The sequence below is a fragment of the Pseudoalteromonas sp. UCD-33C genome, assembly GCF_001306895.1.
Lineage (GTDB): Bacteria > Pseudomonadota > Gammaproteobacteria > Enterobacterales > Alteromonadaceae > Pseudoalteromonas.
The window spans coordinates 297,511-323,742 of record NZ_LJTB01000003.1; the positions used below are offsets into that span (position 1 = coordinate 297,511).

At 42.0% G+C, this 26,232-nt stretch carries 29 protein-coding genes; 12 read left to right on the forward strand and 17 right to left on the reverse strand.

Annotated features, from left to right (window positions below; all coding sequences use genetic code 11):
- The first annotated feature begins 30 nt into the window (after positions 1–30).
- The gene (locus AOG26_RS09465; RefSeq protein WP_054562247.1) at positions 31–507 is read left to right on the forward strand and encodes an energy transducer TonB; all 477 of its coding nucleotides are present in this window, start codon (positions 31–33) and stop codon (positions 505–507) included.
- 12 nt (positions 508–519) lie between these two features.
- On the forward strand, positions 520–846 hold the full coding sequence (locus tag AOG26_RS09470) for a hypothetical protein (RefSeq protein WP_054562248.1): 327 nt from the start codon (positions 520–522) through the stop codon (positions 844–846).
- Between the two features lie 82 nt (positions 847–928).
- Here AOG26_RS09470 and pdxJ read toward each other — a convergent pair whose 3' ends face one another.
- The 10 genes from pdxJ to rpoE all read right to left on the reverse strand — a co-directional run bounded on the left by pdxJ (position 929) and on the right by rpoE (position 9,450).
- Positions 929–1,660, reverse strand: coding sequence for a pyridoxine 5'-phosphate synthase (gene pdxJ, locus AOG26_RS09475; protein WP_054554340.1), 732 nt, complete (start codon positions 1,658–1,660; stop codon positions 929–931).
- Positions 1,661–1,703: 43 nt separating this feature from the next.
- Positions 1,704–2,390 carry a DNA repair protein RecO gene (gene recO / locus AOG26_RS09480; protein ID WP_054562249.1) on the reverse strand — a complete coding sequence of 229 codons (687 nt, stop codon included), beginning with the start codon at positions 2,388–2,390 and terminating at the stop codon, positions 1,704–1,706.
- Positions 2,391–2,407: 17 nt separating this feature from the next.
- Positions 2,408–3,340, reverse strand: a complete 933-nt coding sequence (gene era / locus AOG26_RS09485; protein ID WP_054554338.1) for a GTPase Era — start codon at positions 3,338–3,340, stop codon at positions 2,408–2,410.
- Positions 3,330–4,007: a ribonuclease III gene (gene rnc, locus AOG26_RS09490; RefSeq protein ID WP_054554337.1), complete on the reverse strand. Its 678-nt coding sequence runs from the start codon at positions 4,005–4,007 to the stop codon at positions 3,330–3,332. The genes era and rnc overlap by 11 nt, the downstream gene beginning before the upstream one ends.
- A gap of 2 nt (positions 4,008–4,009) precedes the next feature.
- Entirely contained in the window at positions 4,010–4,945 is a 936-nt protein-coding gene (gene lepB / locus AOG26_RS09495) for a signal peptidase I (RefSeq protein ID WP_054562250.1), read from the reverse strand.
- A 26-nt stretch (positions 4,946–4,971) separates the two neighbouring features.
- Positions 4,972–6,759, reverse strand: coding sequence for a translation elongation factor 4 (gene lepA, locus AOG26_RS09500; protein ID WP_054562251.1), 1,788 nt, complete (start codon positions 6,757–6,759; stop codon positions 4,972–4,974).
- A gap of 70 nt (positions 6,760–6,829) precedes the next feature.
- The gene (locus AOG26_RS09505) at positions 6,830–7,279 is read right to left on the reverse strand and encodes a SoxR reducing system RseC family protein (protein WP_054562252.1); all 450 of its coding nucleotides are present in this window, start codon (positions 7,277–7,279) and stop codon (positions 6,830–6,832) included.
- A gap of 3 nt (positions 7,280–7,282) precedes the next feature.
- Complete coding sequence (locus tag AOG26_RS09510) at positions 7,283–8,236, reverse strand: MucB/RseB C-terminal domain-containing protein (RefSeq protein WP_054562253.1); 954 nt, start codon at positions 8,234–8,236, stop codon at positions 7,283–7,285.
- A 4-nt stretch (positions 8,237–8,240) separates the two neighbouring features.
- Positions 8,241–8,867 carry a sigma-E factor negative regulatory protein gene (locus AOG26_RS09515; RefSeq protein WP_054562254.1) on the reverse strand — a complete coding sequence of 209 codons (627 nt, stop codon included), beginning with the start codon at positions 8,865–8,867 and terminating at the stop codon, positions 8,241–8,243.
- Between the two features lies 1 nt (position 8,868).
- Positions 8,869–9,450 (reverse strand): RNA polymerase sigma factor RpoE, encoded by a 582-nt coding sequence (gene rpoE / locus AOG26_RS09520; RefSeq protein ID WP_036969086.1) that lies wholly within the window; start codon positions 9,448–9,450, stop codon positions 8,869–8,871.
- Positions 9,451–9,843: 393 nt separating this feature from the next.
- Here rpoE and nadB point away from each other — a divergent pair, with 393 nt between their 5' ends.
- Complete coding sequence (gene nadB / locus AOG26_RS09525; RefSeq protein ID WP_054562255.1) at positions 9,844–11,466, forward strand: L-aspartate oxidase; 1,623 nt, start codon at positions 9,844–9,846, stop codon at positions 11,464–11,466.
- Here the strand turns inward: nadB and AOG26_RS21080 are convergent.
- On the reverse strand, positions 11,441–11,848 hold the full coding sequence (locus AOG26_RS21080; protein WP_054562256.1) for a protein YgfX: 408 nt from the start codon (positions 11,846–11,848) through the stop codon (positions 11,441–11,443). The genes nadB and AOG26_RS21080 overlap by 26 nt on opposite strands.
- Entirely contained in the window at positions 11,841–12,092 is a 252-nt protein-coding gene (locus AOG26_RS09535; RefSeq protein ID WP_054562257.1) for an FAD assembly factor SdhE, read from the reverse strand. Before AOG26_RS09535 ends, AOG26_RS21080 begins: the two co-directional genes overlap by 8 nt.
- 120 nt (positions 12,093–12,212) lie before the next feature.
- On the opposite strand from AOG26_RS09535, the gene ygfZ reads away from it, so the two are divergent.
- Both ygfZ and AOG26_RS09545 read left to right on the forward strand, forming a co-directional pair.
- Entirely contained in the window at positions 12,213–13,124 is a 912-nt protein-coding gene (gene ygfZ / locus AOG26_RS09540; RefSeq protein ID WP_054562258.1) for a tRNA-modifying protein YgfZ, read from the forward strand.
- 12 nt (positions 13,125–13,136) lie between these two features.
- On the forward strand, positions 13,137–13,622 hold the full coding sequence (locus AOG26_RS09545; protein WP_054554327.1) for an FKBP-type peptidyl-prolyl cis-trans isomerase: 486 nt from the start codon (positions 13,137–13,139) through the stop codon (positions 13,620–13,622).
- A gap of 53 nt (positions 13,623–13,675) precedes the next feature.
- On the opposite strand, the gene AOG26_RS09550 is transcribed toward AOG26_RS09545, so the two are convergent.
- The 5 genes from AOG26_RS09550 to AOG26_RS09570 all read right to left on the reverse strand — a co-directional run bounded on the left by AOG26_RS09550 (position 13,676) and on the right by AOG26_RS09570 (position 19,779).
- Entirely contained in the window at positions 13,676–14,146 is a 471-nt protein-coding gene (locus tag AOG26_RS09550) for a hypothetical protein (RefSeq protein WP_054562259.1), read from the reverse strand.
- Positions 14,147–14,160: 14 nt separating this feature from the next.
- Entirely contained in the window at positions 14,161–14,955 is a 795-nt protein-coding gene (locus tag AOG26_RS09555) for a DUF481 domain-containing protein (RefSeq protein WP_370316364.1), read from the reverse strand.
- Positions 14,956–15,014: 59 nt separating this feature from the next.
- On the reverse strand, positions 15,015–15,335 hold the full coding sequence (locus AOG26_RS09560; RefSeq protein ID WP_054562260.1) for an HI1450 family dsDNA-mimic protein: 321 nt from the start codon (positions 15,333–15,335) through the stop codon (positions 15,015–15,017).
- A gap of 118 nt (positions 15,336–15,453) precedes the next feature.
- Complete coding sequence (locus tag AOG26_RS09565; protein WP_054562261.1) at positions 15,454–18,567, reverse strand: efflux RND transporter permease subunit; 3,114 nt, start codon at positions 18,565–18,567, stop codon at positions 15,454–15,456.
- Between the two features lie 9 nt (positions 18,568–18,576).
- Positions 18,577–19,779, reverse strand: coding sequence for an efflux RND transporter periplasmic adaptor subunit (locus tag AOG26_RS09570; protein WP_235575478.1), 1,203 nt, complete (start codon positions 19,777–19,779; stop codon positions 18,577–18,579).
- 258 nt (positions 19,780–20,037) lie between these two features.
- Here AOG26_RS09570 and AOG26_RS09575 point away from each other — a divergent pair, with 258 nt between their 5' ends.
- The 7 genes from AOG26_RS09575 to AOG26_RS21055 all read left to right on the forward strand — a co-directional run bounded on the left by AOG26_RS09575 (position 20,038) and on the right by AOG26_RS21055 (position 26,215).
- Positions 20,038–20,829, forward strand: coding sequence for a crotonase/enoyl-CoA hydratase family protein (locus tag AOG26_RS09575; RefSeq protein WP_054562262.1), 792 nt, complete (start codon positions 20,038–20,040; stop codon positions 20,827–20,829).
- 69 nt (positions 20,830–20,898) lie between these two features.
- A complete protein-coding gene (locus AOG26_RS09580) occupies positions 20,899–21,252 on the forward strand; it encodes a CidA/LrgA family protein (RefSeq protein WP_054562263.1) in 354 nt (117 codons plus the stop codon).
- A complete protein-coding gene (locus AOG26_RS09585) occupies positions 21,242–21,952 on the forward strand; it encodes an LrgB family protein (RefSeq protein WP_054562264.1) in 711 nt (236 codons plus the stop codon). The genes AOG26_RS09580 and AOG26_RS09585 overlap by 11 nt, the downstream gene beginning before the upstream one ends.
- Before the next feature lie 33 nt (positions 21,953–21,985).
- The gene (locus AOG26_RS09590; RefSeq protein WP_054562265.1) at positions 21,986–22,825 is read left to right on the forward strand and encodes a mechanosensitive ion channel family protein; all 840 of its coding nucleotides are present in this window, start codon (positions 21,986–21,988) and stop codon (positions 22,823–22,825) included.
- A 100-nt stretch (positions 22,826–22,925) separates the two neighbouring features.
- Positions 22,926–24,077 (forward strand): PepSY-associated TM helix domain-containing protein, encoded by a 1,152-nt coding sequence (locus AOG26_RS09595; protein WP_152966950.1) that lies wholly within the window; start codon positions 22,926–22,928, stop codon positions 24,075–24,077.
- Positions 24,077–24,547: a hypothetical protein gene (locus AOG26_RS09600; RefSeq protein WP_054562267.1), complete on the forward strand. Its 471-nt coding sequence runs from the start codon at positions 24,077–24,079 to the stop codon at positions 24,545–24,547. The genes AOG26_RS09595 and AOG26_RS09600 overlap by 1 nt, the downstream gene beginning before the upstream one ends.
- Positions 24,548–24,802: 255 nt before the next feature.
- Entirely contained in the window at positions 24,803–26,215 is a 1,413-nt protein-coding gene (locus tag AOG26_RS21055) for a family 43 glycosylhydrolase (protein WP_054562268.1), read from the forward strand.
- The last annotated feature ends 17 nt before the right edge of the window (positions 26,216–26,232 follow it).

Sequence of the window (26,232 nt, forward strand, 5' to 3'; positions counted from 1 at the left end):
ACTCAATAAATTGTATAAAGGAATATATTAATGAAAAACTATTTATTGCTAGCTGGTAGTTTGTTTGTATTTGGTTGCACATCAACCGAAGAGAAACCCGTAAAATTAGAGTATGCAGATTTAGCTGTTAGCTATAATGAAATGGAGTCAGCAAAATGGCAACCGCTTGAACGCTTTCCTGCCAGATACCCCAAAAAAGCAGTTATCCAAGCAAAAGAAGGTTGCGCAACTATTGAGTATGTCATTACGCCACAAAATGAGATTAGAGATATTCAGGTAGTTGCCTCAACTAACCCTGTATTTGCCGCTGCAGCAAAAGATGTAATCACTAATTGGCACTGGAATGAACTGGCGAAAAATATTACTGATAAAGCGGTGAAAACCCAAACTCGCTTTGATTTTTGTTTTGACACACCTGAGCAATCTTGCAAAAAGCTAAAACCTAACTATTCATGCCCTAGTTCAGATATTATTTATTCCACGGGTACACGCGTAGTGAAGTATTAAAGGGAGCTTGCTTTGTATTTTATCTTACTTATCATCTTTAGTGCTATTTCAATCACTTGGTTTTTCCTCCGCTATAAAAAACTAAGTATTGAAGCTAATAATTACGTAAAAACCAATTACACAGAGCAATGGCAAACATACGAAAGCCAAGCCCGTTTGATGAAGGCAAAACCTAACTCAATGGTTTTTCATTCAATCAAGAAAGGTGAATTGTCGGCAATAGATGATGATGTTTTAAAAAGCTTTAAGAAAAAACATCAATATTTAGTGGCCCTACTCTGCCTTTCGCCTTGGCTATCTTCATTGCTTGCACAATTTATTGTTTATCTGAGTAAATAAATGAGTAAATAAAAACGCGGTGGATATCATATCCACCGCGCTCAGTATTCAAACTTACCAGCGTCTATAAAAGAGCGGCAGTTCAAAGTCTTGCTTCAATCATTAAACGTTTCATATCGCTGACTGCTTTTTCTAAACCATCAATCGCTGCACGGGCAATAATCGCATGACCAATGTTTAACTCATAAATTTCTGGCATTGCCGCAATAGGTTTTACATTGTGATAATGAAGACCATGGCCGGCATTAACGATTAAACCTAAGCTATCAGCATATTGTACGCCGCTACGAATACGCTCAAGCTCAGTGTGAAGCTCTTCGTCATTTTCAGCATCGGCATAAGCACCTGTGTGAATTTCAACGTATGGAGCATTACACGCTTTTGCAGCGTCAAGTTGTGCGTTGTCGGCATCAATGAATAACGAGACCTTAATTCCTGCTGCAGTTAACTTTTCTGTTGCTGCTTTTACTTTTTCAAAATTACCCACAACATCCAGGCCACCCTCAGTGGTGAGCTCTTCACGCTTTTCAGGCACTAAACAAACATAAGCAGGTTTCACTTCAAGGGCGATGTCGATCATTTCATCGGTGACTGCAATTTCAAGATTCATACGTGTTTGAATCGTTTTTGCCATCACATATACGTCGCGGTCTTGAATATGACGACGGTCTTCACGCAAATGAATGGTGATACCATCTGCACCAGCATGCTCTGCAACAGCTGCAGCATGCGCAGGATCTGGGTAACTCGTGCCACGCGCTTGGCGTAAAGTGGCAATGTGATCAACGTTTACACCAAGAAGAATATCTTTCATTTTTTTACCTGTTTAAAACAACGATTCAAGGCTGAACATCAGCCTACTTAATAAATAACTCACGGCTTTTTAATGGCTTTTTACCAAGTAAAGGCTTGAGTAGGTATCGACTTAATTGCTTTGCCATATATAACACATCAGGGGCGCTAAAGTCATGAGCTGCTATGGCATTTAATTGCTTTCCTGAAAAGCCACTATGGGGGTCGTCATGCAGTAAAAAACCGTATTCAGCAAAGTACTGGTAATTTGCTGCATCGTTAATTTCATCACCTTCGGCATCAACACTAAAATCAACGCCATAACCCAGCATCTCTAATAGTTGAAACTCGTAAGAGCGCAGCACAGCTTGTAGGTTTTTAGTGCATGATAACTCGTCTAGATGCTGTTTATAAAGATGATATACACTTTCCATCGGCTCATTGATAGGTACGATACGATTGGTTAATTCGTTCATATAGAAGCCGCAATAAAGCTCGGTACCCTGCAACATAGTTTGCCGGCCATGGGGTTCAAAACGATTAATGTATTTTAAATCAGACTTGCCGCTATATTGTACGAGCAGAGATTGGAAAGGTTGTAATTGTGCTTTATGTTTAGTGGCCTGGCGACCACTAACACGGGCCAGCATTCTCAGCTGACCTACGCCTTCTACCAGCATATCGAGCATGACTTGCGAGTCGCTAAATGGACGTCGGTGCAGCAAGTATGCTGTGTAGAATTCGCTATCCATGGCGTGTAAGACTTTACTTAGTCTTCACCATAGCCAAGGCTACGTAGCGCACGCTCATCGTCAGCCCAGCCAGACTTCACTTTTACCCAAAGTTCTAAAAACACTTTGTTATCAAGCATGTCTTCAAGGTCTTTACGAGCTTCACGGCCAATCACTTTGAGCTTTTCGCCTTTATTGCCGATCACCATACGCTTTTGCGTTTCACGCTCAACGAGGATCAAACCATTAATTTGCCAAACACCGTTTTCTTGCCATTTAAACTGCTCGATCTCGACGGTGACTGAATATGGTAGCTCATCACCCATAAAGCGCATCAGCTTTTCACGGATCACTTCAGCCGCCATAAAGCGCATTGAACGGTCTGTTACGTAATCTTCAGGGAAGTAAAACTCACAAAGCGGTAAACGCTTTTTCACTTCATCTTTGATTAAATCAATATTTTTACCCTGCTTTGCTGAGACCGGCATAATAGCCACAAAATCAAATTTACCACCTAAAAACTGCATGTGCGGAAGCACTAAATCACGGTCTTTAACTTGGTCAATTTTATTCATAACTAATAATACTGGACGACCGCTCTGACGTACTTTATTTAGTACCATCTCATCGTCTTCGTTCCAGTGTGTGCCTTCAACCACAAAGATGATCAGTTCTACATCGCCAATTGAGCTTGATGCGGCACGGTTCATTAAACGGTTAATAGCACGTTTTTCTTCGACGTGTAAGCCTGGTGTATCCACATAAACAGCTTGGTATTTACCTTCGGTATGAATACCCATGATACGGTGGCGTGTGGTTTGTGGCTTACGAGAAGTAATAGACACCTTTTGCTCAACAATATAGTTAAGTAAGGTTGATTTACCTACATTTGGGCGGCCAACAATGGCAACCATACCGCAGTGCGTGTCTAGCTCTGCAGGTTCTTTGCTAATTAAATCATCAAGATTCATTTTTAAGTATCTTTAAGGCTTTTTCAGCGGCTTTTTGCTCAGCTTTACGACGTGAGCTACCTACTGAGATAATGCTATCCATCCCTTCAACAATACATTCAACCGTGAATGTTTGATTGTGCGCTTGGCCTTTTGTATCAATTACAGTGTAGCCAGGTAACGATAATTTGCGCGCTTGTAAGTATTCTTGAAGTAATGTTTTTGGATCTTTTTGATTTAAGCCCGGCGAAATTGCATCAAGACGCGACTCGTACCAGCTTAAAATTAACTCACCACATTGTTCAATGTTTGAGTCTAAGAACACCGCACCAATGATCGCCTCAACGGCATCAGCAAGGGTTGATTCACGGCGAAAACCACCGCTTTTAAGCTCGCCTGGACCTAAGCGTAAGTAATCGCCTAAGCCAAACTCTAGGCCAAACTCAGCCAACGTTTGACCACGAACTAGGGTCGAACGCATGCGGCTTAAATCACCTTCACGTGCTTTTGGAAATTTAGTGTAAAGTGCATTCGCAATCACAAAGCTCAAAATCGAATCACCTAAAAACTCTAAGCGCTCGTTATGTTGGCCTTTATGACTGCGGTGCGTCATTGCCTGCTCAAGCAAAGCTTGATCAGTAAATGTATAACCTATTTTGTTGTATAACTCTGTTACGTTTTTTTTCATCGTTACTGAATATTACCTAGGCGTTCAAAACGAACACCAGTTGGAACCCAGCCTGGTAAAAAGTCATCTGGGCCATTCTCAAATTCAAAACTCATCCATATAAAGACGGCTTTACCTACCAAGTTTTCTTTAGGTACAAAGCCCCAAAAGCGACTGTCTTGGCTATTATCACGGTTATCACCCATCATGAAATAATGATCGGCAGGAACAACCCACTCGTCTGAGCGTGTACCTGGTTGTTGATAATAACGGCCTTTCATTTCAGGAGCTTGCGGGTTAATTAAAATATTATGATTCAATGTGCTTAGGTTTTCTTCTAAGCGCACTAAATTCATCGAACCCTGCTTGAACTCGTCACTATTGAGGATTTCCATATCAATTTTGTTGTATTCATTACACAGCAAATCACCTTGCTGCGTTACACCTTCGGCACATTTTGGCTGAATATAAAGGTGCTTATTGCGATATACAATTTTATCGCCCGGTAAACCAATCGTACGTTTAATGTAATCTACGCGCTCGTCTAATGGGTATTTAAATACCACAATATCACCACGTTCAGGTTCATCAACATCAACTAACTGGCTACGCCAAATAGGATCTTTAACGCCATATGAGTACTTCTGCACTAAAATGAAGTCGCCCACTAATAGGGTTGGCATCATTGAACCAGATGGAATTTGAAACGGTTCAAAAATGAAAGAGCGAAAAATAGTGATCGCTGCAATCATCGGAAAAATTGACTTTGCCGTTTCAGTGATACTTGGCTCAGGCGCAATTAATGCAGCGGTTTCTTCGTCTAATTCGCCACCTGCTGCGTTTTGAGCAAGGGCAATGCGTTGCTGACGCTTTGGCGCAAACATAAAGTGGTCAATTAACCAAATTAATCCTGAGCCTAGCGTTAACAACACTAAGAAAATAGAAAAGTAACCCGCCATGCATTAATTCCTTTATTTACTTCTAATTATTTACCAACTTTAAGGATAGCTAAGAATGCATCTTGAGGTACTTCAACGTTACCTAGTTGCTTCATTCGCTTTTTACCTTCTTTTTGTTTTTGTAGTAGTTTCTTCTTACGGCTCACGTCACCACCGTAACATTTCGCGATTACGTTTTTACGTAATTGCTTAACTGTTGTACGGGCAATAACATGCTGACCAATCGCTGCTTGAATCGCAATATCAAACTGCTGACGTGGAATTAAGTCTTTCAGTGCTTCGGCTAACTGACGACCACGTGATTGTGCAATATCGCGGTGTACAATAATCGCTAACGCATCAACACGCTCACCATTAATTAATACGTCAACACGTACCATGTCTGAAGCTTGGAAATGCTTAAAGTTATAATCAAGCGATGCAAAACCACGGCTTGTTGATTTTAACTTATCAAAGAAGTCCATGACTACTTCAGCCATCGGTAATTCGTACGTCACCGCAACTTGCTTACCATGGTAGCTCATTTTAGTTTGCATACCACGCTTTTCAACACAAAGCGTAATTACGTTACCTAAAAACTCTTGCGGAACTAATATGTTAGCTTCAACAATTGGCTCACGGATTTCAAGAATATTATTCACCGGCGGTAAGTCAGACGGGTTATCTATCTGTTTAGTTCCGTCTTTAGTCTCTACTTCGTAGATTACTGTTGGCGCAGTAGTAATAAGGTCAATGTCGTATTCACGCTCAAGACGCTCTTGAATGATTTCCATGTGTAGCATACCTAAGAAGCCACAACGGAAACCAAAACCTAGTGCTGTTGAGTTTTCTGGCTCGAAGAATAACGACGCATCGTTCAAGCTTAATTTATCAAGCGCATCACGGAATGATTCATAGTCATCTGATGAAATTGGGAACATACCAGCATAAACCTGCGGTTTAATGCGTTGGAAGCCTGGTAAACGCTCTGGAGCAGAATTACGTTGTAAAGTGATGGTATCACCTACAGGTGCACCATGGATTTCTTTAATACCCGCAATAACAAAGCCTACTTCACCGGTTTTTAAGATACCCGTGTTGGTTTGTTTTGGCGTGAAAATACCTACTTTATCTGCGATGTGAACTTGATCATTCGACATGATCTTAATTTTATCGCCCGCGCGCAATTCACCGTGCTTAATACGTACTAATGATACAACGCCTTGGTATGGGTCAAACCATGAGTCAATGATAAGCGCCTGTAGTGGCTCATCTTTGTCACCTTCTGGTGGCGGAATATCTTTAACAATGATTTCGAGTACTTCTTCAATACCAATACCGGTTTTAGCACTACATTGCACAGCATCAAGGGCATCGATACCAATGATGTCTTCAATTTCTTCTGCTACACGAAGTGGATCGGCTTGTGGTAAGTCGATTTTATTTAGAACTGGAATAACTTCTAAGTCCATTTCGATTGCTGTGTAGCAGTTAGCTAAAGTTTGAGCTTCAACACCTTGACCCGCATCAACAACTAAAAGTGCACCTTCACAGGCTGCAAGTGAACGTGATACTTCGTATGTGAAGTCAACGTGTCCTGGCGTGTCGATAAAGTTTAACTGATATGTTTCGCCGTCTTTAGCTTTATAATTTAGCGTTACACTTTGCGCTTTGATGGTGATACCACGCTCACGCTCAATGTCCATTGAGTCTAACACCTGCTGCTGCATTTCACGGTCTGTTAAACCACCACAAACTTGGATAAGACGGTCAGAGAGAGTCGATTTACCATGGTCAATATGGGCGATGATCGAAAAATTACGGATATGCTTCATAAACTGGATTCTAAACTTCTATATAAAATGGACTAAGTGTATAAAGCGACAATTTTACATTTAATTGGCTTTAATCACCATCTATTTGAGTGAAAGGAATAGTAATTGGGTGAATTTTTATTACTTTAATATCATGCTTAAGGCTCTTAACCCTTGATTTTGCTATCGCATAGCCCGTTATGCCACCAATCACGGCGGCTAAAATTTGCCAGCCTTCTGTAAGCGAAAAAGCCGAAAATGCGATCAAAGCAAACCCTAAGCTAAACAAAAGGGGTAGCATGTAAACAGCCATAGCGTGTTTAACTAAGTGACTATCATCGAGTGCTAATGTTACTTTTTGCCCTACTTGGAGCTCTTTTTCGAAGGTATAAGGAAAGGTTTTTTTAGCTGTTCCAAACAGCTTTGCAAAAACTTGCGAACCACAACGACCATTACAGCCGGCACAGGCTTGCTTTTGCTCTGCTTCTAAATTCGCTGTCGTGCCTTTTACCGACACGACAGTGAGTGTTTGTTCAATCATGATTTAAAGAGGTCGCGCTACCGACTCAGCTATAGCTTTGGCTGTCATAGCAGGGATATTACCAACAACCGATACATCAAAGCTACCACCATTGTGTACATACACAGTCGTTGCGCCTGACGTTAAAGCACCGCTTGCGCGCTTACCCGGTAAAGGTCTTTGAATAAAAACAGACACTTCAACAAACCCATCTGAATATAAATAATAGTCAGCAAGTTCATTGTTTAAGTCAAGTTTATGACGATCTGACTTTAATAATTTAAAGCCATCTGGCAACCAACCAATTTTCCAATCATTCGCTGCGCTGTCTTCATTATTGGCTAAATCGTTAGTCGCCAACACCGCAGGAAAGTCACGATTTTGCATTTCAACTAACATAGGCGCTGGCTGTTCTGTTACGCTGATATGAGTTAACTGTAACTGCTCAAGCATCTCACCTTTGTGATTCACATAGGCAGATTTAAGTAACAACGATGACTCAGTATCTAACCAAATCCAATAGTTATATTTGTATTCATCTTTTGATTCAATACGCACTAACTGTGCTGAGCGCCCTGCAATACGGCCTTTTCCGCCAAGCACAAAATCATAATGAGCGCTTAGTCGGTTAATATCTTTAAAAAGTACTTCAGGAATTGGCCCAGCGATAGAGTCTGTTTTAACTGAATAAGGCTCTGAATGAGGCTCAAAATAGGTAACTTGATCGTCAACGCGCACCATTTCTAGGCCAGCGCCGTTGAGTAAACTTAGATGCTCAAGTTCAATATCACCTTGTTTTGCATGTAACCAGCGATAGGGTTCCATAGCTTGGCCTTTTACAACCACAAATGATGCGTCAAAGTTGCGAGTATGAACGGCCGTAGCCATATCATTTAATAAAGTCTTGGCGGGATTTTCGTCGCTGGCAATGGCAGGAGCCGTTAATACCAGCGACAAAATAAAAGTAAAAACTTTCATTTAATTAGTTTTTTTCCTCGTCTGCATTTTCTGCAGTTTGCGATTTTTCTAGCGAATATGCAACACGTGCTTGACGTTGGTGCTCAAGAACTAATGCGCCAATACGCTGCTGTTGTAACTCACGTAAACCTTGCTCTGCATTTTCTAATGCAGGCTGCTCAGATGAGTAACTTACAGGAGAAGCCATACCCGTTAACGGTACTGTTTGTAATGTTGGAATGTCACTTTGCGGTGACTCGGTGTTTTGTGGCAATGTTTGTACGCCCACAATCGCAAACATAGCAACACTAGCAGCAATAGCCACTTGGGCAAATGGACGACGCCAATTAAATGCTACCACGTTATCTGTGCCTGTTGCCGCCACGATTTCTTCGCTTTTTGGTGCCGTTGTTTTATTCGCGAAATCTGCGTAAACAGGTTCTTGCTCAAGTGATTCTGCCACTGCATCTGCAATGTCAAAATTAAAAGCGTTATTATTTGCCTCAGCACGCATTACATCACCAATCATTGCGTAACGACCAAATGTAGATACATCGTCGTTTGTGATCGCTTGATCAGTTAACTGCTGCTCGCCGTCAAGTAACGCGGACAACTGCTCATTATCCAACTTGTTAACGTCTGCTTTTGTCATACTAAGACTCACCTATTAATGGATTCAATTTATTATCAATCGCCTCACGGGCACGGAAAATACGTGAACGCACCGTTCCCACAGGGCAATCCATAACCACGGCTATTTCTTCATAGCTCATACCTTCAATTTCACGAAGGGTAATCGCGGTTTTAAGATCTTCAGGCAAACTATCAATCGTATTAAAAATTACAGCACGTACTTCGTCACTTAATAACAGGTTTTCTGGCGATGCGTTTGAACGCATTGCATCTGCACTGTCATAAAATTCTGCTTCTTCGGCATCAACATCGTTAGCTGGGGGCTTACGGCCCTGCGCAACTAAGTAATTTTTAGCACAATTTACGGCGATACGGTACAACCAAGTATAAAAGGCGCTATCACCTCTAAAGTTAGGTAAAGCACGGTAAGCTTTAATAAAAGCTTCTTGTGCGACATCAGCAACATCACCTTGGTTCGATACATAACGTGAAATCAAACCTGCAATTTTATTCTGATATTTTCTAACTAATAGGTTGAAGGCGTTTTTATCTCCTTGCTGGACCCTTTTAACTAGCGCTAAATCCAAATCCTGCTCGCTCATTCGAGCCGGTACTCCTCTGTTTGATTCTTGCTTGCTATTCATATACTCGCCATTGTTTACACAAACTCTGACTGCACCATGAATATAAAAGTTCAGTTTAAAATGATTTTTTTATAAAATAGCACGCAAATAAATTGAGTCATACCAATCTTATTACACGACAACCTCAATAACTGCTTAAAAATCAACGGTTATCTAAATTGAATTCACAATTAAAAACAGCTAACAATAAACTGTTTATGTGACGATAAAACTAATAAGATTGGTATAACGTATTAAAATGACTAATAGTGTTAAAGCAAATATGGTACATATACGTATACCACATAAAAATTTATTTGCTCAAACTTTTGGCACTACTAGCCGAGCATTGTAACCGCAAAGACCACAGACATGAACCAAAATAAACATCACATTACTGATGTCGCTATCATTGGCAGCGGCGCCGCTGGCCTTTCTCTTGCTTTATCGCTTGCTAATTACTGTAAGGTGACGGTACTTAGTAAAGGCGCATTAACTGAAGGTTCTACCTTATATGCTCAAGGTGGTATTGCAGCAGTATTTGATAAAAAGAATGACAGTATTGAATCTCATGTTGAAGATACACTCGATGCAGGCGGCGGATTATGTGACCGTGATGCGGTTCACTACACAGCAAGCAATGCTAAAAAATGTTTAAAGTGGCTTATTGAGCAAGGCGTACCTTTTGATATGGAATTCGATTCAAAAGGTAAAGAGCGTTTTCATTTAACTCGCGAAGGTGGTCATAGTCATCGTCGTATTTTACATGCTGCCGATGCAACTGGCCGAGCAGTGCAAACAACCTTAATTAGCCAAGTACAAGCACACCCTAACATCACTCTGTTAGAAAACTACAATGCCATTGATTTAATTACAGATAAAAGCTTAGCCAAAAAAGGCAAGCATGTTCACGGCTTATACGTCTGGAATTGTGTTGATAAAAAAGTTGAAACCATTGCAGCTAAATTCGTATCACTGGCAACAGGCGGCGCAAGTAAAGTGTACTTATATACTTCTAACCCTGATGTATCGAGTGGTGATGGTATAGCAATGGCATGGCGTGCAGGGTGCCGTGTTGCCAATATGGAGTTTAACCAATTCCATCCAACAAGTTTGTACCACCCAGAGCTGCAAAACTTTTTGATCACCGAAGCAATGCGCGGTGAAGGTGCGTATTTAAAACGCCCTGATGGCACTCGCTTTATGAAAGACTTTGATGAGCGCGAAGAGCTTGCCCCTCGCGATATTGTTGCTCGTGCTATCGATTTTGAAATGAAACGCCTTGGTGCGAACTGTGTGTACCTTGATATTAGTCACAAAGACAAAGACTTTATCATTGAACACTTCCCAACTATCTACGCAAAATGCTTAAGTGTTGGCCTCGACATTACCAAAGAAGCCATTCCTGTGGTGCCTGCTGCACACTATACCTGTGGCGGTGTTATGACCGACTTTAATGGCCGTACAGATTTAGATAACTTATACGCGGTTGGCGAAGTAGCTTACACAGGTTTACATGGTGCTAATCGTATGGCGAGTAATTCGTTACTTGAATGTATCGTGTTTGCCCATGCTGCCGCGAAAGATATTCTGAGCAAAATCGATGCAAGCCCTGCCCTTGAAGCCTTACCACTTTGGGATGAAAGTCGCGTAACTAACTCAGACGAAGAAATCGTTATTACCCACAACTGGCATGAACTAAGGTTATTTATGTGGGATTACGTGGGTATTGTACGCTCAACAAAACGTTTAGAACGTGCGCTTCACCGCGTTGAATTACTGCAGCAAGAGATTCACGACTATTACGCCAACTTTAGAGTTACAAATAACTTATTAGAACTTCGAAACCTAGTACAGGTTGCAGAGCTTATTATTCGCAGCGCCCTTGAGCGTAAAGAAAGTCGTGGTCTTCATTACACGATTGATTACCCAGAGCAAAACGAAAATCCAACACCAACAATTTTAACCCCTAAGTCGGTTGCTGCACTGCAATAATCGCACGCTTTAAACGCGAGAAACTTTCTTTATCAACACTGGCTGAGCTTATAATCAGCCAGTGTGATTGATAAAACCCAACCAGCCTCAGCACTACAAAATTAGCAAACACATAACTTTTAGCTGTTATCTGGCCTTGAATTTTAAGTTTGTCGTTAACAAACCTGAGCTCTGCTTGCTCTAAAATTATAAAACCCTTTTCAGGCTGTGCTTGCTGGACTTTTTTAAAACTAAGAATGGCTAAGAAAAAGCACGCTAAACAAGCCAAAAGTTGAGCGAAAACATGCTGGTAAACAAAGCATAATATGATGGCTGTTAAGCAAAAAAAGACCACAAAGGGTTTGTGGTCTGGGGTGTTATTTGTAACGGTAAATCTATACACGAACTCGGTCTAAAATTAACGCGACCATACCGTTAAGCTCTGGGTCTTTACACTCTTCATGACCCATGAACCAGGCGAATAAATCAGGATCATCGCACTCAAGTAAGCGTTGAAAAACGGCTTGCTGTTCTTTTGATAGTGAGTCAAACGCTTCTTCAACGAATGGCATAAATAAAACATCTAGTTCTAACATACCGCGACGGCATGCCCAACGAATACGTTCTTTACTGTGAATTTCAGTCATTTTAAACCTCGTACTTATTTGTCTGCAGTTTACCAAATTGCTATCGAATAAACAGCTATTTAAATTGCTACCCTAACTAAGTTATCATTAGCGCTCATTCATATCGTAAAGAAGGTTTTTATGTCGACTGTTTACGCATGTCCTTTATCTTATTCACTTATCAGCCTAACTGGCAAAGATAAGTTGTCTTACCTTCACGGACAAATTACGCAAGATATCAACAAATTAACTGATGATAACTTCCTTTGGGCTGGCCACTGTAATGCAAAAGGCAAGCTTTGGGGTGTGTTTAGGTTGTTTTCACACCTTGATAGCTATTACCTTGCGGGCTCAAAACCTGAGGTAGAGCAATCGCTAGTCGAGTTAAAAAAATATGCGGTATTTTCGCAAGTAGAAATTCAGCAATCTGAAAAACCGCTAATTGGCTTACTAGGTGATGACCTAACAGCGACTCTAGAAACCTTAGCAATTAATTTTGACGACGAGCACAGCGCAGTCGACTTTGCTGGCGGTAAAGCGTTAAAGCTTGCAGATAACCGTGTCTTGCTTATGGTCAACGAAGAATTTAGCTTACCTGATAACGTCACAGCTCTTGATGATGACGCGTTATGGCAACAGGCAGCTATTGCCGCAGGCGAGCCGTCATTAAACAGCGACGCTATTGGCGAATACGTACCGCAAATGGTTAACTTGCAAGCGCTTGGTGGTATCAGTTTCAGAAAAGGCTGCTACACAGGGCAAGAAACCGTCGCTCGTATGAAATACCTAGGCAAAAATAAACGTGCTATGTATATAGTTTCGGGCAAAGCTGAAGGCTTACTTGACGAGCTTGAACTCGAAACACAAATGGGCGAAAACTGGCGCCGTGCTGGCAAGCTTATTAGCCAAAGTTTTAATCAACAAACGCAAACCTTAATGGGTCTGGTTGTGCTTCCTAACGACAATGAAGCAGGCCAAATTTTGCGAGCAAAACACCTCCCTCAGGTAGAGTTATCTATTCAAGCTCTGCCTTACTCTCTCGAAGATGAATAAATAGGAATGACTATGATCGTAGCAGCAAACAAAGTGGTAAAAATGCATTATTCAGTATTGGATAATAACAAAAACACCATCGACAACTCTTTCGATGGCGAGCCACTAGTGTTTATCGTTGGCACGGGTTTCTTAATTCCAGGCCTCGAAAATGCGCTATTAGGTAAAGAAGCGGGCGACACATTCAGCGTAACAGTTGAGCCAGAGCAAGGCTATGGTGAGCGTCACGATGACCTAATGCAAGCAGTGCCAAAATCAATGTTTGAAGGTATGGAAATTGAAGTTGGTATGCAGTTCCGCGCTACGACAGACGCTGGCGACCAATCAGTAATGATCATTGAAATTCAAGACGAAGACGTTATTGTAGATGGTAACCACCCTCTTTCAGGTATTACCCTTCATTTTGATGTTGAAGTACTTGAAGTACGCGATGCAACTGAAGAAGAATTAGCACATGGTCATGTGCACGGTGAAGGTGGTTGTGGTCACAGCCACTAAACCATTACTATAAAAAAAGCGCCATTGGCGCTTTTCTTATATCTGCTGTGTTCTTATTCGACTACTTCTTCTGTATCCACAGAAGCGTCTGTCACAGGTTCTGCAATATGCTCTCTAAGCGCAGCAAGTAAGCCTTCTTGGTCATTTGTCCCTAAGCGATAGTGCGTGCCATCTTTCATTGCCAATTCAACAGCACTAAATCCAGATACACTGTAAACCCAGCCATCATGCGTGATACGCAGACCAATACCATGGCGAAATGAATTACTTACCGCTCGAACTGATTCAATCTCATCAAAAGTCACTGTTTTACCAAATACACCCGGACCGAATGCCCAGCTTACTGTTTTATCGCTCACCTTAATCGTTAAGCCATGAAACAAAAAGGCCACCAGCACTAAGATAGCGCTAAACACCATAAGAGGAATATCTGCACCAATTAAGTTCCAAGCTAAGGCAATGAAGGCGCCAATCCAGCCTAAGATAACAAAAATAAAAATAGCGTACTGTTTATGTTGATACATTCTGAAGTATTCTCTTAAAAGCTATAAACAAAGGTTGCACTCAGCTCAGAATCGTACTTGAGCTTATCTTCCTCTGGTTTTGAGTTATAGCGATACATGTAAGTAAATTTGAGTGATACATCACCCATAATTTTGCTGATCAGGGATGTTTCTGACTTTAAACGCGAGTTTAACCCTGACAATGATTGTTCATAACTGACATCTTGATTAAAGCGAGTACGAGCAGAGACCGTACGCTCCCACTGCAGCGCTAAACGAAGCAGATAACCTGTTTTTGTTTCATCTTCTTCTGTTGCAGTCTCTTGATCAGCCACCGAGCGGTATAAACCAGGGCCCACATCGATATCGACTTTATTCTTGCTGCCTTGGTAAATGCGGTTACCGTAACCAGTCGCTATGGTGCTCTTAAACTCAAGACCACTAAACTTATCTCGCTCATAGTCACCATATATGAAAAATGACTCATTTTTCACATTTAGCTTATAGTTACCTTGGCCCGATACAAAAATACGGTCAGCAGAGACTTCTTCATCACCAGTTTCTTCATTACGGTCACGTTTGTATAAAGTATCGAGCTTAAATTGGTTACGCCACTTTTCGAAATCTTGGTATAGGTTACCTTTAAGTTTGAAGCTGGTTGAGTTGGTATTGCCACGGCTTACCATAAAACCAAACTCCATATCTCCGTACAGCAACTCGCCTTTATGAATTTTATGGATTTCTTCTTCTGATAATTGGCCGTACTCATGGAAGTCTTCAAACGGATCAACAGCAAAAGCCTGCCAACTGCAAACTAGCAGGGCGGGCAAAATAATTCGTTTTATTGAATTAAAACAACTAAAAGTAGAGTCAAACATCGGCTGGAGAGTTATTCGCTATCTTTCCAAAGAATGTGGCAAAACGGTGCATCTTTGTCTCGGCTAATTAAAATTTTCGCAAACAAGATATCTTGATTGTCGAATTCTAGTCCTACTAAGACTTGTACAAATAGCTCAGGTTCAATTTCGAGTGCAACAAAATCTTGCCACTGCTCGTCAGGCTCACCTTCTTCAATAAAGCCAAGCTCTTCTCTGTGCTCGTTAAAATCAACAATATCTTGCTCGCTTAAATTATCAGGCGCTAATTCTAAAAAGATATCATAAGCCTGATGAGTTACTTCTTCTTCACTGTATAAGCGTGGACCAGCCATTCCTTAAACCTCTGCACATGTGTGTCGCTTTGAATCTGGTTATGATAACAAACCTCTTTTGAGTTTTACCAAAAAAAAAGCCAGGTTGCCCTGACTTTTTTGTAATTAATAACAGATTTTACTCAGCACTTGCTGTGCCTTTTATTTTTTCGCGCATTGATTGCACGAGCGTATAAAATAGAGGAACAAGCAAGGTACCAAAAATGGTTGCAGCTAACATCCCGAATAACACGGTAATACCGAGCGATATTCGGCTACCTGCCCCTGCGCCACTTGCAAACACCAACGGCAATACGCCAAGTACAAACGACAGTGCCGTCATCAACACCGCTCTAAAGCGTAATCTTGCCGCGTTAAGAGCCGCTTCAAAAATACTTTTGCCTGCCGCGCGCTCTTCCATAGCAAACTCAACAATCAAAATGGCGGTTTTGGTGGACAAGCCAATCAGTAGCACTAAACCAACCTGTGCATAGATGTTGTTTTCCATACCAATTACATACAGCGCAAGCATGGCACCAAATAACGCCAGCGGTACCGCTGCAATGACCGAAAACGGAATTGTCCAACTTTCGTATTGCGCTACTAAGAATAGATACACAAATACTACCGCTAAGCCAAACAAGATTGGCGCCATGTTACCCGCTTCAATCTCTTGTTTAGACTGCCCAGCCCACTCGTACACATAGCCTGTTGGTAATTGCTCAGCCAACTCTTGCATTGCTTTAATAGCATCACCACTAGCATAACCCGCCGCAGGTTGTCCGCTAATGCTTGCACTTCGGTATAAGTTAAAGTGCGTTAAACTTGTAGGGCCAAGAATTGGCTCAAGTTTAGCCAATGTAGTGAGCGGCACCATTGCTCCTTCATCATTACGCACGTAGTAGTGCTGTAAGTCTGCGGGGTTTTGACGAAAACGGCTTTCCGCCTGCATGATGACACGGTAAGTACGACTGAACTGGTTAAAGTCATTAATGTATAATGAGCCCAGTTGCGCCTGTAAAGTTAAGAAAATATCGCTAAGCGCGACCCCTTGAGCTTTTGCCTTATTACGGTCAATTTCAAGAAAATACTGCGGCACATTGGCTCTAAATGTACTGTAAACATTTGATAGCTCTGGGCGCTGGTTCGCTTCATAAATTAAGCCATTTAAAACTTGAGCAAGCTCTGCAGGCTCGCGCCCTTCACTATCTTGTAACCTAAACTCAAAGCCAGCACTGTTACCAAGCCCCGGAATTGCAGGCGGGTTAAAGGCCATGATTTGCGCATCAGGCATCGCCCAGAACTGCCCCATTAAGCGCGTTAGTACCGCTCGTAAACCAAGATCAGGGCTAGTTCGCTCTTCCCAGTCTTTCAGTACTACGATACCAAGCGCATTATTAGACCCCGCACCACCGAGTAATGAAAAACCAGACACCGCAATAAAGTCGGTTGCCGCTGGTTCATTTTTTACAATGTCGCCCAGCTTATGCATTACATCTTGGGTACGACCGCTAGCTGCGGCATCTGGTAATTGCACATCAACAAAAAGAAAGCCTTGGTCTTCTGCTGGTACAAAGCCTGTAGGCACCGTTTTTACCAACCAACCTGCAGCAGCAAAAATAACCACTGCAAACAATGCCATTCTTGCTGTACGTTTGAGGATAAAGTTAATAACTTTACTGTAACCATTAGTTGAACGAGTAATAATGTTCTCGAATGGTGCTAGCCATTTAATCGGCTTCATGGCTTTTTCACTTAACAATAAAGCACACAAAGCAGGGCTTAATGTCAGTGCATTTAAAGATGAAATGAGTACTGCAAAAGAAATCGTCACCGAGAACTGTTTATAAAGCTCCCCGGTTATTCCCGGCATAAAGCCTACTGGCACAAACACCGCAAGCAAAACTAAGGTCGTTGCCACTATCGGCCCCGATACCTGCTCCATCGCTTTGGTAACCGCTTCTTTAATTGGCAGCTTTTCTTCTTTAAGTATTCGTTCAACGTTTTCAATAACGATAATGGCATCATCTACCACGATACCTATTGCAAGCACTAAACCAAACAAGGTGATTAAGTTGATGGAGTAGTCCATCATCATCATAAACGCGAAAGTCCCCACCAAGGATACCGGAATAGCCACCGTTGGAATGAGCGTAGCGCGCCAATTTTGTAAGAATAAAAACACCACTAAAATAACTAAGCCAACCGCTTGAACAAGGGTTACAACTACTTCGTCAATCGAGCGATTGATGAACTCTGTAGTGTCATAAGGAATTGAGTACTCAACACCATCAGGTAGCTGTTTAGCAAGCTCAGCCATACGTGCTTTTACATCGGTAGCCACTTGTGTCGCATTCGCTTCTGTTAGCTGATAAATAACTAAGAATGCAGTGTCTTGCTGGTTTAACTTTGCTGTTGTGCTGTAGCTTGCCGCACCTAATTCAATACGGGCAATATCGTTTAAGCGCACGAAGTTACCATCTTTACTTGAGCGAATGATGGTTTGCCCAAACTCTTCAGGGGTTTTTAAACGCCCTTTTGCCTGAATCGAATATTCAAATTGCTGGCTCGGTGCAGAGGGGGCAGCCCCCAGTTTACCTGCTGCTACGATAGTATTTTGCTCTTGCAGCGCAGCTTGAACTTCTGACACAGTTAAACCCAGTGACGCCATTCGATCTGGGCGTAACCACAAACGCATTGAATAGGTTTGTTCACCCATTACCTCAGCAGATGCAACTCCATTTATTCTGCCAAGTGGCTCGGTTAAATAGTTAGTTGCATAGTTACTTAAGAAAATAGCGTCGATATTTTCTTGGTTAGAGTACAAGTTGATACCAAGTAGCATCGAGCTCGATTTTTTCTTAACCGACACACCTTGGCGCTTAACCTCTTCAGGTAAGCCTGCTTCTGCAAGTGCCACACGGTTTTGTACGTTAACTTGGGCAATATCTGTATCTGTGCCGACCTTAAAATACACAGTTATGTTGGCCGTGCCGTTATTCGACGATGTTGATTCGATATACATCATATCTTCAACACCATTAACCTGCTCTTCTATGGGCCGGATCACCGACTCTTCGACAATTTGCGCACTTGCACCTGGGTAACTAGCACTAATTTGTACCTGCGGAGGGGTTATTTGCGGATACATATTCACAGGCAGCAAGGCCATTGAAATTAAACCCGCAATGGTAATAACAATCGAAATTACCAAGGCAAATTTTGGGCGAGATATAAAAGTTTTACTGATCATATCTCACTCCTAAGAGTTAGCTTTGCTAGAAATAGTGCCGGTTGTTTCATCGACATTTTTTTCAACAGCTTTCACTTCAGCGCCTTGGCGAACTTTTTGTAAACCTTCAATAATGACTTTTTCACCAGCCTCTAAGCCTGACTCAACAACCCACATTGCATTAATACGACGACCAAGTTTAACAATCCGCATAGCCACTTTGTTTTCGTTATCAACAACGAGCACAAACTTACCTTGCTGGTTTTCTTGTACCGCTACTTGAGGAATGAGTGCCAAGTCTTGTTTATTGGTGCTTTCAACGATCAAGGTGACAAATAAGCCCGGCATGACAATGCCATCTGGGTTATCAAAAGCGGCTCTTAGCTCAACCGTGCCTGTGTTGCGGTTAATTTTGGTATCAGCAAAATCAAGTTCGCCTTTATCAGGGAAGGTCGAATTATTCGGTAAGCGTAAAGTTAAATCGATTGGCACATCGCGAGGGTCTTTATCTGACGGTGCTTGATGATTTTGGCGATAAGAGATGTAGTCTGCTTCTTCAACCTGAAAACTTACATAAATTGGGTCTACATCGGTCAGCTCCGCAAGCTCATTGGATGATGGCCCAACAATATTCCCCACATCATAGTTCACTTTACCAATACGCCCTGCAAACGGCGCACGAATTTCGGTATAACTTAGATTAAGTTTTGCTTTTTCAAGTTCAGCTTCTGCGGCTTTAACAGCTGCGGTGGTTTGCTCAAAATTAGTGGTTAGTTTATCGAGGTCTGATTGTGAAATAAAACCTTGCGCGGCCACATCTTTGCCGCGTTTTAAATCACGTTCAGCGGCGCCCGCTGCGGCAACTTTACTTTTTAAGTCAGCTTCAACTTCTGCCACAGTAGAGCGGTACTCTGATGGGTCAATACGCAGTAAAAGCTGATCTTTTTCGACCGATGAACCTTCATTAAAGTGACGTTCAATTAGTTCACCCTCAACTCGGGCTCTAATAGCAACCTCTTGGAATGCTTCAGTACGCGCGACAAACTCTCGGTAATTACCAACTTCTTGTGTGACGACATTAAATACTGATACGGCCGGTGGCGGCGTAGCTTGTTGTTGTGCTTTATCATCTGAGCAGCCAACCAATGTAGTTGTTAATGCTACAGAAATTGCAGCAAAAGCCAAAGAACGAGATGATTGTTTAGTTATGCGAGCTGTTTTGCGCATCAGCATATATTTACTCCTTGTTGCGCGACTTAAAGCTAAGTCTAGTCGTGTCATGGGATTTTGCGAAAGTATCTAACTAATCACAAAATCAAACTAGCGATGAACTAGCATCTTTGTTTTAAAAATATACACCAATTTGTAACTAAATATATGACAAGGTTACCCATTTTTGGAAAATATAATGATTACTTGCGACACATCAGCAATTCTTTACTTAGTTGTAATTAACTCGTAAGCTCTAGCAAACAGGTCAGAGGAGTTACCATGATAAAACTAGAAATAAAACAACAAGTCGCATGGGTTAGCCTTGCTCGTCCCGAGAAACAAAATGCACTCAGTTTTGCCATGTTTGTCGAGCTTTCAAACGTAATCAAAAAAATTAAACGTGATCGCAGTTTACGTGCGGTGGTTATTTCTGGTGAAGGCGAACACTTTTGCTCTGGATTGGATGTTGCTGCGGTGATGAAAAAGCCAAGCAATATCATCAAGCTTTTATTCAAGTGGTTACCAGGAAACCAAAACTTAGCGCAAAAAGTTGTACTAGGTTGGCAAGACTTAAGTATTCCGGTGATTGCGAAAGTAACCGGACACTGCTTTGGTGGCGGTATGCAAATCGCACTCGGTGCTGATTACCGCATCGTCGATAAAAACGCTAAATTAGCGATCATGGAAGCTCGTTGGGGCTTATGCCCTGATATGGGAGCTAACGTGGTGCTTGCAGGTTTAATGAAGCGTGATCAAGCACTTTGGTTAGCAAGTCATGCAGGGCCAATCTCTGCTGAAGATGCTAAGGAGTATGGTTTAGTTACACAGCTCACTGATGACGTTGATAAACAAACCGATGCTGTACTAGAAACCCTACTAGCGCGCTCACCAGATACTCTGGCAGCAATTAAACGAATTACTCAGCAAAGCTACCGTTCACAGCAGCGTAAAATTCTCGCTAAAGAAACCTGGAGTCAAATTCGCTTACTGATGAACCCTAATACTAAAAAGGCGATTGCAAAGGCGAAAGGTGCAGAGGATATTCAATTTAATAATGCCAAATCATGGTAAGCTAAAGTCGCATAGTACAACTGACAAGGGTATGATGTAGTTGTACTTTATTCGCAATTATCCTGACTTATGAAATACCTTATCAGTAGTGTCATTATTCTTACCTGCTTAGCCGTTGCAAAGTTTTTAACGGCTTTGCTTGAAAGCTCTTTCCCTGCCCCATTACTCGGTATGGTGTTACTTCTCGTGCTACTGTTAACGGGCCTCGTTAAAGAACAACATTTAAAACCAACAGCCAGCCCTTTACTTAATTATATGCCGTTGTTCTTCATCCCTGCAGGGGTTGGCATTATTGAGCACCTAGGTTTAATTTCGCAGAACTGGACTTTATTACTAACTATTTTTATTGTCGTGCCACTGACCAGTGTTTTACTCATAGGCGCTGTTATCGCTTATTTTAAGGGCCGCGAAAATGACAGTTAGTTTATGGTGGCTCTGCGTTCCGTGCATTATTGCGCTTTTCTTAGTACTGCGGTTTTTAAACGCGAAAACCCAGCATGCCACTGCCAAAGCGCTTAGTAATCCTGTGTGCTGGGCAATTGTGTTAACTGCAGCGTTGTTAGTGGCATTTAAGCTCCCTTATGAGCCTTTTGCCGAGCACAGTAAAGTTTTAAGCTGGTTGCTTGAGCCTGCCATTGTGGCATTGGCTTTACCGCTTTATCAGCAATTTATCCACGTAAAAAAGAACCTACTGCTAATCCTCATAAGTTGTAGCTTAGGGGTGATCAATGCCACCTTGGTCGCCTCGCTAATATGTTATTTTTTTGCTGCCCCTGCTCAGCTAAGCGCATCCCTAGCAAGTTTATCTGTAACAACACCCATCACCTTATTAGTAACTGAGTCACTGGGGGGGATTCCTTCTTTGGCGGCAGCCATGGTGATTTTTATTGGCGTACTTGGGGCTATATTTGGTAATTTGATTTTCTCGCTGATAAATATCCGCAACGCCCAAGCAAAAGGTGTTGCCATTGGTACCGCTTGCCATGCCATTGGCACAGCATCACTGATTAGTGATCAGCCAAAAGCAGGTGCCTTTGCCTCTGTGGCGATGGCATTAAGTGCGCTACTCAGCGCGATAATAGTGCCGATACTTTATCCTGTTATTCAGCATGTTCTGGTATAGTCAGAATTCGCAGTAACCTTGTTAGGAAAACACATGATTGACTCAGAAATACAGCAAGTCGAAAAATACTACAATCTGATCATGGAATATTTGGTCACCTACAGTATGCAAATTTTAGGTGCCATCTTAATTCTATTTATTGGTTTATGGATTGCGCAAAAAGTATCGAATATGGTTGCTGGACTCATGCAGCGTCACAATATCGATATTACCCTCACCAACTTTGTCAGTAATGTCATCAAAGTATTGCTGATCATTATGTTCTTGGTTATTGCCCTTGGCAAAATTGGCATTAGCGTGACCCCATTTGTCGCTGCCATTGGTGCTGCATCTTTAGGTGCTGGTTTAGCAATGCAAGGCATGCTTTCAAACTATGGTGCGGGCCTTGCCATCATTGCAACAAGGCCATTTGTTGTTGGCGATACTATTGAAGTAAAAGGCGTGAGTGGGCAAGTTAAAACCATTGAGCTTGGTCACACAATTTTGATTAACGAAGAAAAAGTCGAAATCACCATTCCTAACAAACATATTGTTGGTGAGATTTTACATAATTCGTTTAGCTATTCATTAGTTAAAGGTGAAATAGACATCGCTTATGATGCCAATGCAGACCTCGCTATTGAGCTTATCGAAAAAGTGTTAGACGAGCATGAGCTAGTTAGTGACTCTCCTCATGCACAAGTCGGTATTGAGCGCTTTGCTGAGAGCGGTGTTACCTTGAGCTATCGCTTTTGGGTGCCAACCACCAAAATTATTGAGACCAAATTAGCGGTGAACCGCAATGTATTTAAAGCAATTCAAGGAGCGGATATCGAAATTCCTTTCCCACAACGAATTGTTACCCTCAATCAAACTAATGATAAAGGCGCTTAAAGCGCCTTTTTTGCAGCTCGTCGACAGAGATTGTGTTTGTTCAAAAGATTGTAGTACAATTTAAATGATAACAATTACTATCATCAATTAACGTCGGGCTATTTTTACCATGAGTAAACGTCTTTGGTTCCAACTACATGGTTGGTTTTCACTCCCTGTATGGGTGCTATTTTGCTTTATCTGTGTCACAGGCACTGTGTCTGTGATAAGCCATGAGCTTACCTGGCTCACCAACAGTGAGGCACGCGCAAACAACCCAAATGATTTACCTGCACTTGGTGTTGATCAAGTTATTAATAGCGTTGAAAAAGCCTACCCGACTGCCGATGTAATGAGCGTGCTTACTTATGAGCCTTACTTGGTTAATGCGGTTATTTTCACTGATACCGACAAACCTTATGCTGTGGCTTATGTCAATCAATACACCGGCGAAGTACAAGCGGTTAATGACACTATCTCATTCATTGAATTTATGCGTACCCTACACGGCTGGTTATTCTTCCCTTGGCAAGAAGGTTACAGCATAGGTTACTACCTCGTCAGCGCCATGGCCTTTGTTATTTTAGGTGCACTAGTAACTGGTTTAGTGATTTATAAAAACTTTTGGCGTGCATTTAGTCAGCCAAAACTACGTTTTAACCAAGGTAAAAAAACCTTTCTAAAAGATTTACATACCCTAAGTGGTGTTTGGTCAATTTGGTTTATGGTAGTAATGGCACTCACAGGTCTGTGGTATTTAGTGCAAGCCATCATGTGGCATAACGAAATAGACATTGAAGAGCACGCACCGCTCGTGGCAGTGTCAACTTTACCTGCGGATAAACAAACACCGCCAACCGACTTAAAAGCGGCACTGGCTATTACCAAAGAGAAATTCCCAGATTTCAAACCTAGTTATGTGATGCTGCCAGAGCATAACCGCGGCATGTTTAATATCATGGGCAGTGGCGATACTATTTTCTACGATAACTACGCTTACTCAACTTCAATCAATCCTTGGACAGGTGAAATTGCAGCAAGTAAAAGCCCAGAAACCATGTCGGGATTACTCACCCTTTCACATATCGCCGATCCGCTGCATTACGGTAACATTGGCGGTCTGTGGACAAAGGTTATCTGGTTTATCTTTGGTTTAATTTTAAGTGGTATGTCGATCACTGGTTTTATGATGTATGCCGCAAAATTAGTAAATAACAAACCTGTAAAAGCGCGCCAATCAGCGCCAGTGAATAACGTTCAGGAGGCAAACTAATGGCTCGTTTACAAGCAACTTGGTGGCAACGTAAAAAGTATGTTTTACATGCTGTGGTACTGGCTTTACCTGTATGGTTTATTTATCAGTCATTAAACCCTCAGTTTCCTGCACTTTGGCAAGAGCAACAAGCGGGCGAATTTAAAATCGCCCCGATGCCGCTAAATGAAGATGCCCCGTACTCACACCACAATGAGTATGTGAAAGATTTCTTTATCGCCTTTAATCAAGGTGACATAAGCAATGTTCGTCAGGCGTATTTAAATATTGGCCAAGCACCTTTAGCACTAACGGAGTTTGCTAAAGATGAAGAAGGCATAATGCATGGCACCAATCATGGTCAGCACGCCCATGCGATAGCTCCTAAATCCATCTCAGCAGATGATAAACTGTGGATCACCATCCAAACTTGGCAAGGCCAACTGCATACCCTCAAATGGGATATTCCCAGCCAGTTTATTACTCAATAACATCCGAAAAGCCACTCACTGAGTGGCTTTTTTGTATCTCAGCTAAACACTAAAGTCCCTTCCAAAATCGTGAAAGGTAAAATTTTTGTTAATTATTTTTACCATCCACCTTTACAAAAGTAATAATATAATAAAGTATTATAAATGGTTTTCATTTGCACCAATACTCTTAACTGAGTTAGTAGCTGTAGATCAAAACTCATCCAAGGAGCAGAACACACAAGGAAAGCTCAATAACAATGATTTGGAGACACAATGATACTTTCAAAAAAAGCCCTAGCTGCACTCAGCTTGGCAACAACCCTCATACTGCCCAGTGCTTATGCGATTGATAATGGCGTATACACCATTAAATCAAAGTACAGTGCTAAGTTTGTTGAAGTAGCCAGCGCGCAAACCAACGACGGTGCAAATGTTAGTCAGTGGGCTGACACTAATCACGACACCCAGCGCTGGTTAATCACCAACATAGGTGGCAGCAACTATTCGGTTATTAACTTAAATAGTGGTAAAGCCCTAGAGGTGTTTGACTTCTCGACCGCCGATGGCGGCAATGTGGTGCAATATGAGTACGCTAATCTTGCCAGCCAACACTGGCAAATTAATGAGGAAGGTAGCGGCTATTACAGCTTTATTAACGATCACAGTGGTAAGGCTCTTGACCTATATGCTTTTGATGGCAACGATGGCGCAAATATTAGCCAGTGGAGCTATAACGGCAGCGATGCACAGCAGTGGCAGCTAACCAAGCTTGCTAATGTTGAATCAACCCCTTGGGATCCATCCACAACTAATGGCGCTGCAGACCACTGGCCACTTACAGGTAATTTAGTCACCCACGATCCAACACTTGGCTATGAAAATGGCACTTGGTGGGTTTTTCAAACAGGCCCTGGTATTTACGGTAAATATTCAAGCAACGGTGTAGATTGGAATGATGCGCAACCAATTTTCTCAAATGGTTTAAGCTGGTGGAGTAACTATGTGCCAGATCATGATGGAATTGATGTCTGGGCGCCTGAATTAAAAAGCTACAATGGTCGTAGCTGGCTTTATTATTCGATTTCGACCTTTGGTTCACGTGTTAGCGCTATTGGCCTTACCTCAGCAAGTAGTGTGGCAGCCGGTGATTGGCGTGATGATGGTTTAGTAATTAACACGACCAATAGCAATAATTATAACGCCATTGACCCCGATCTCGTGGTAGCAAAAGATGGAGCACCTTGGCTTGCCTTTGGCTCATGGAATTCGGGTATTAAACTAACGCGTATTAACCCAATGACCATGAAACCATTTGGTCAAATCTACTCTTTAGCAAGTCGCTCTGGTGGCATCGAAGCACCTACCATAGTGTATCGCCAAGGCTATTACTATTTGTTTGTTTCAGTTGGCAAATGCTGTGATGGCACGAATAGTACTTACCGTATTGCGTATGGTCGCTCTAGTGACATCCGCGGCCCATACCTAGATAAAAATGGTACCGACATGTTAGCCAGCGGCGGGAGCATTCTTGATGCGGGTAATAGCCAATGGGTAGGTCCAGGTGGACAAGACATTTTAAATACCGATGTGATTGTTCGTCATGCCTATGATGCAGGTGATAATGGTACCCCTAAATTGCTCATCAGCACCCTGAATTGGGATGCGAATGGTTGGCCTAAATACTAGTTCTCCCCACTAAGCGC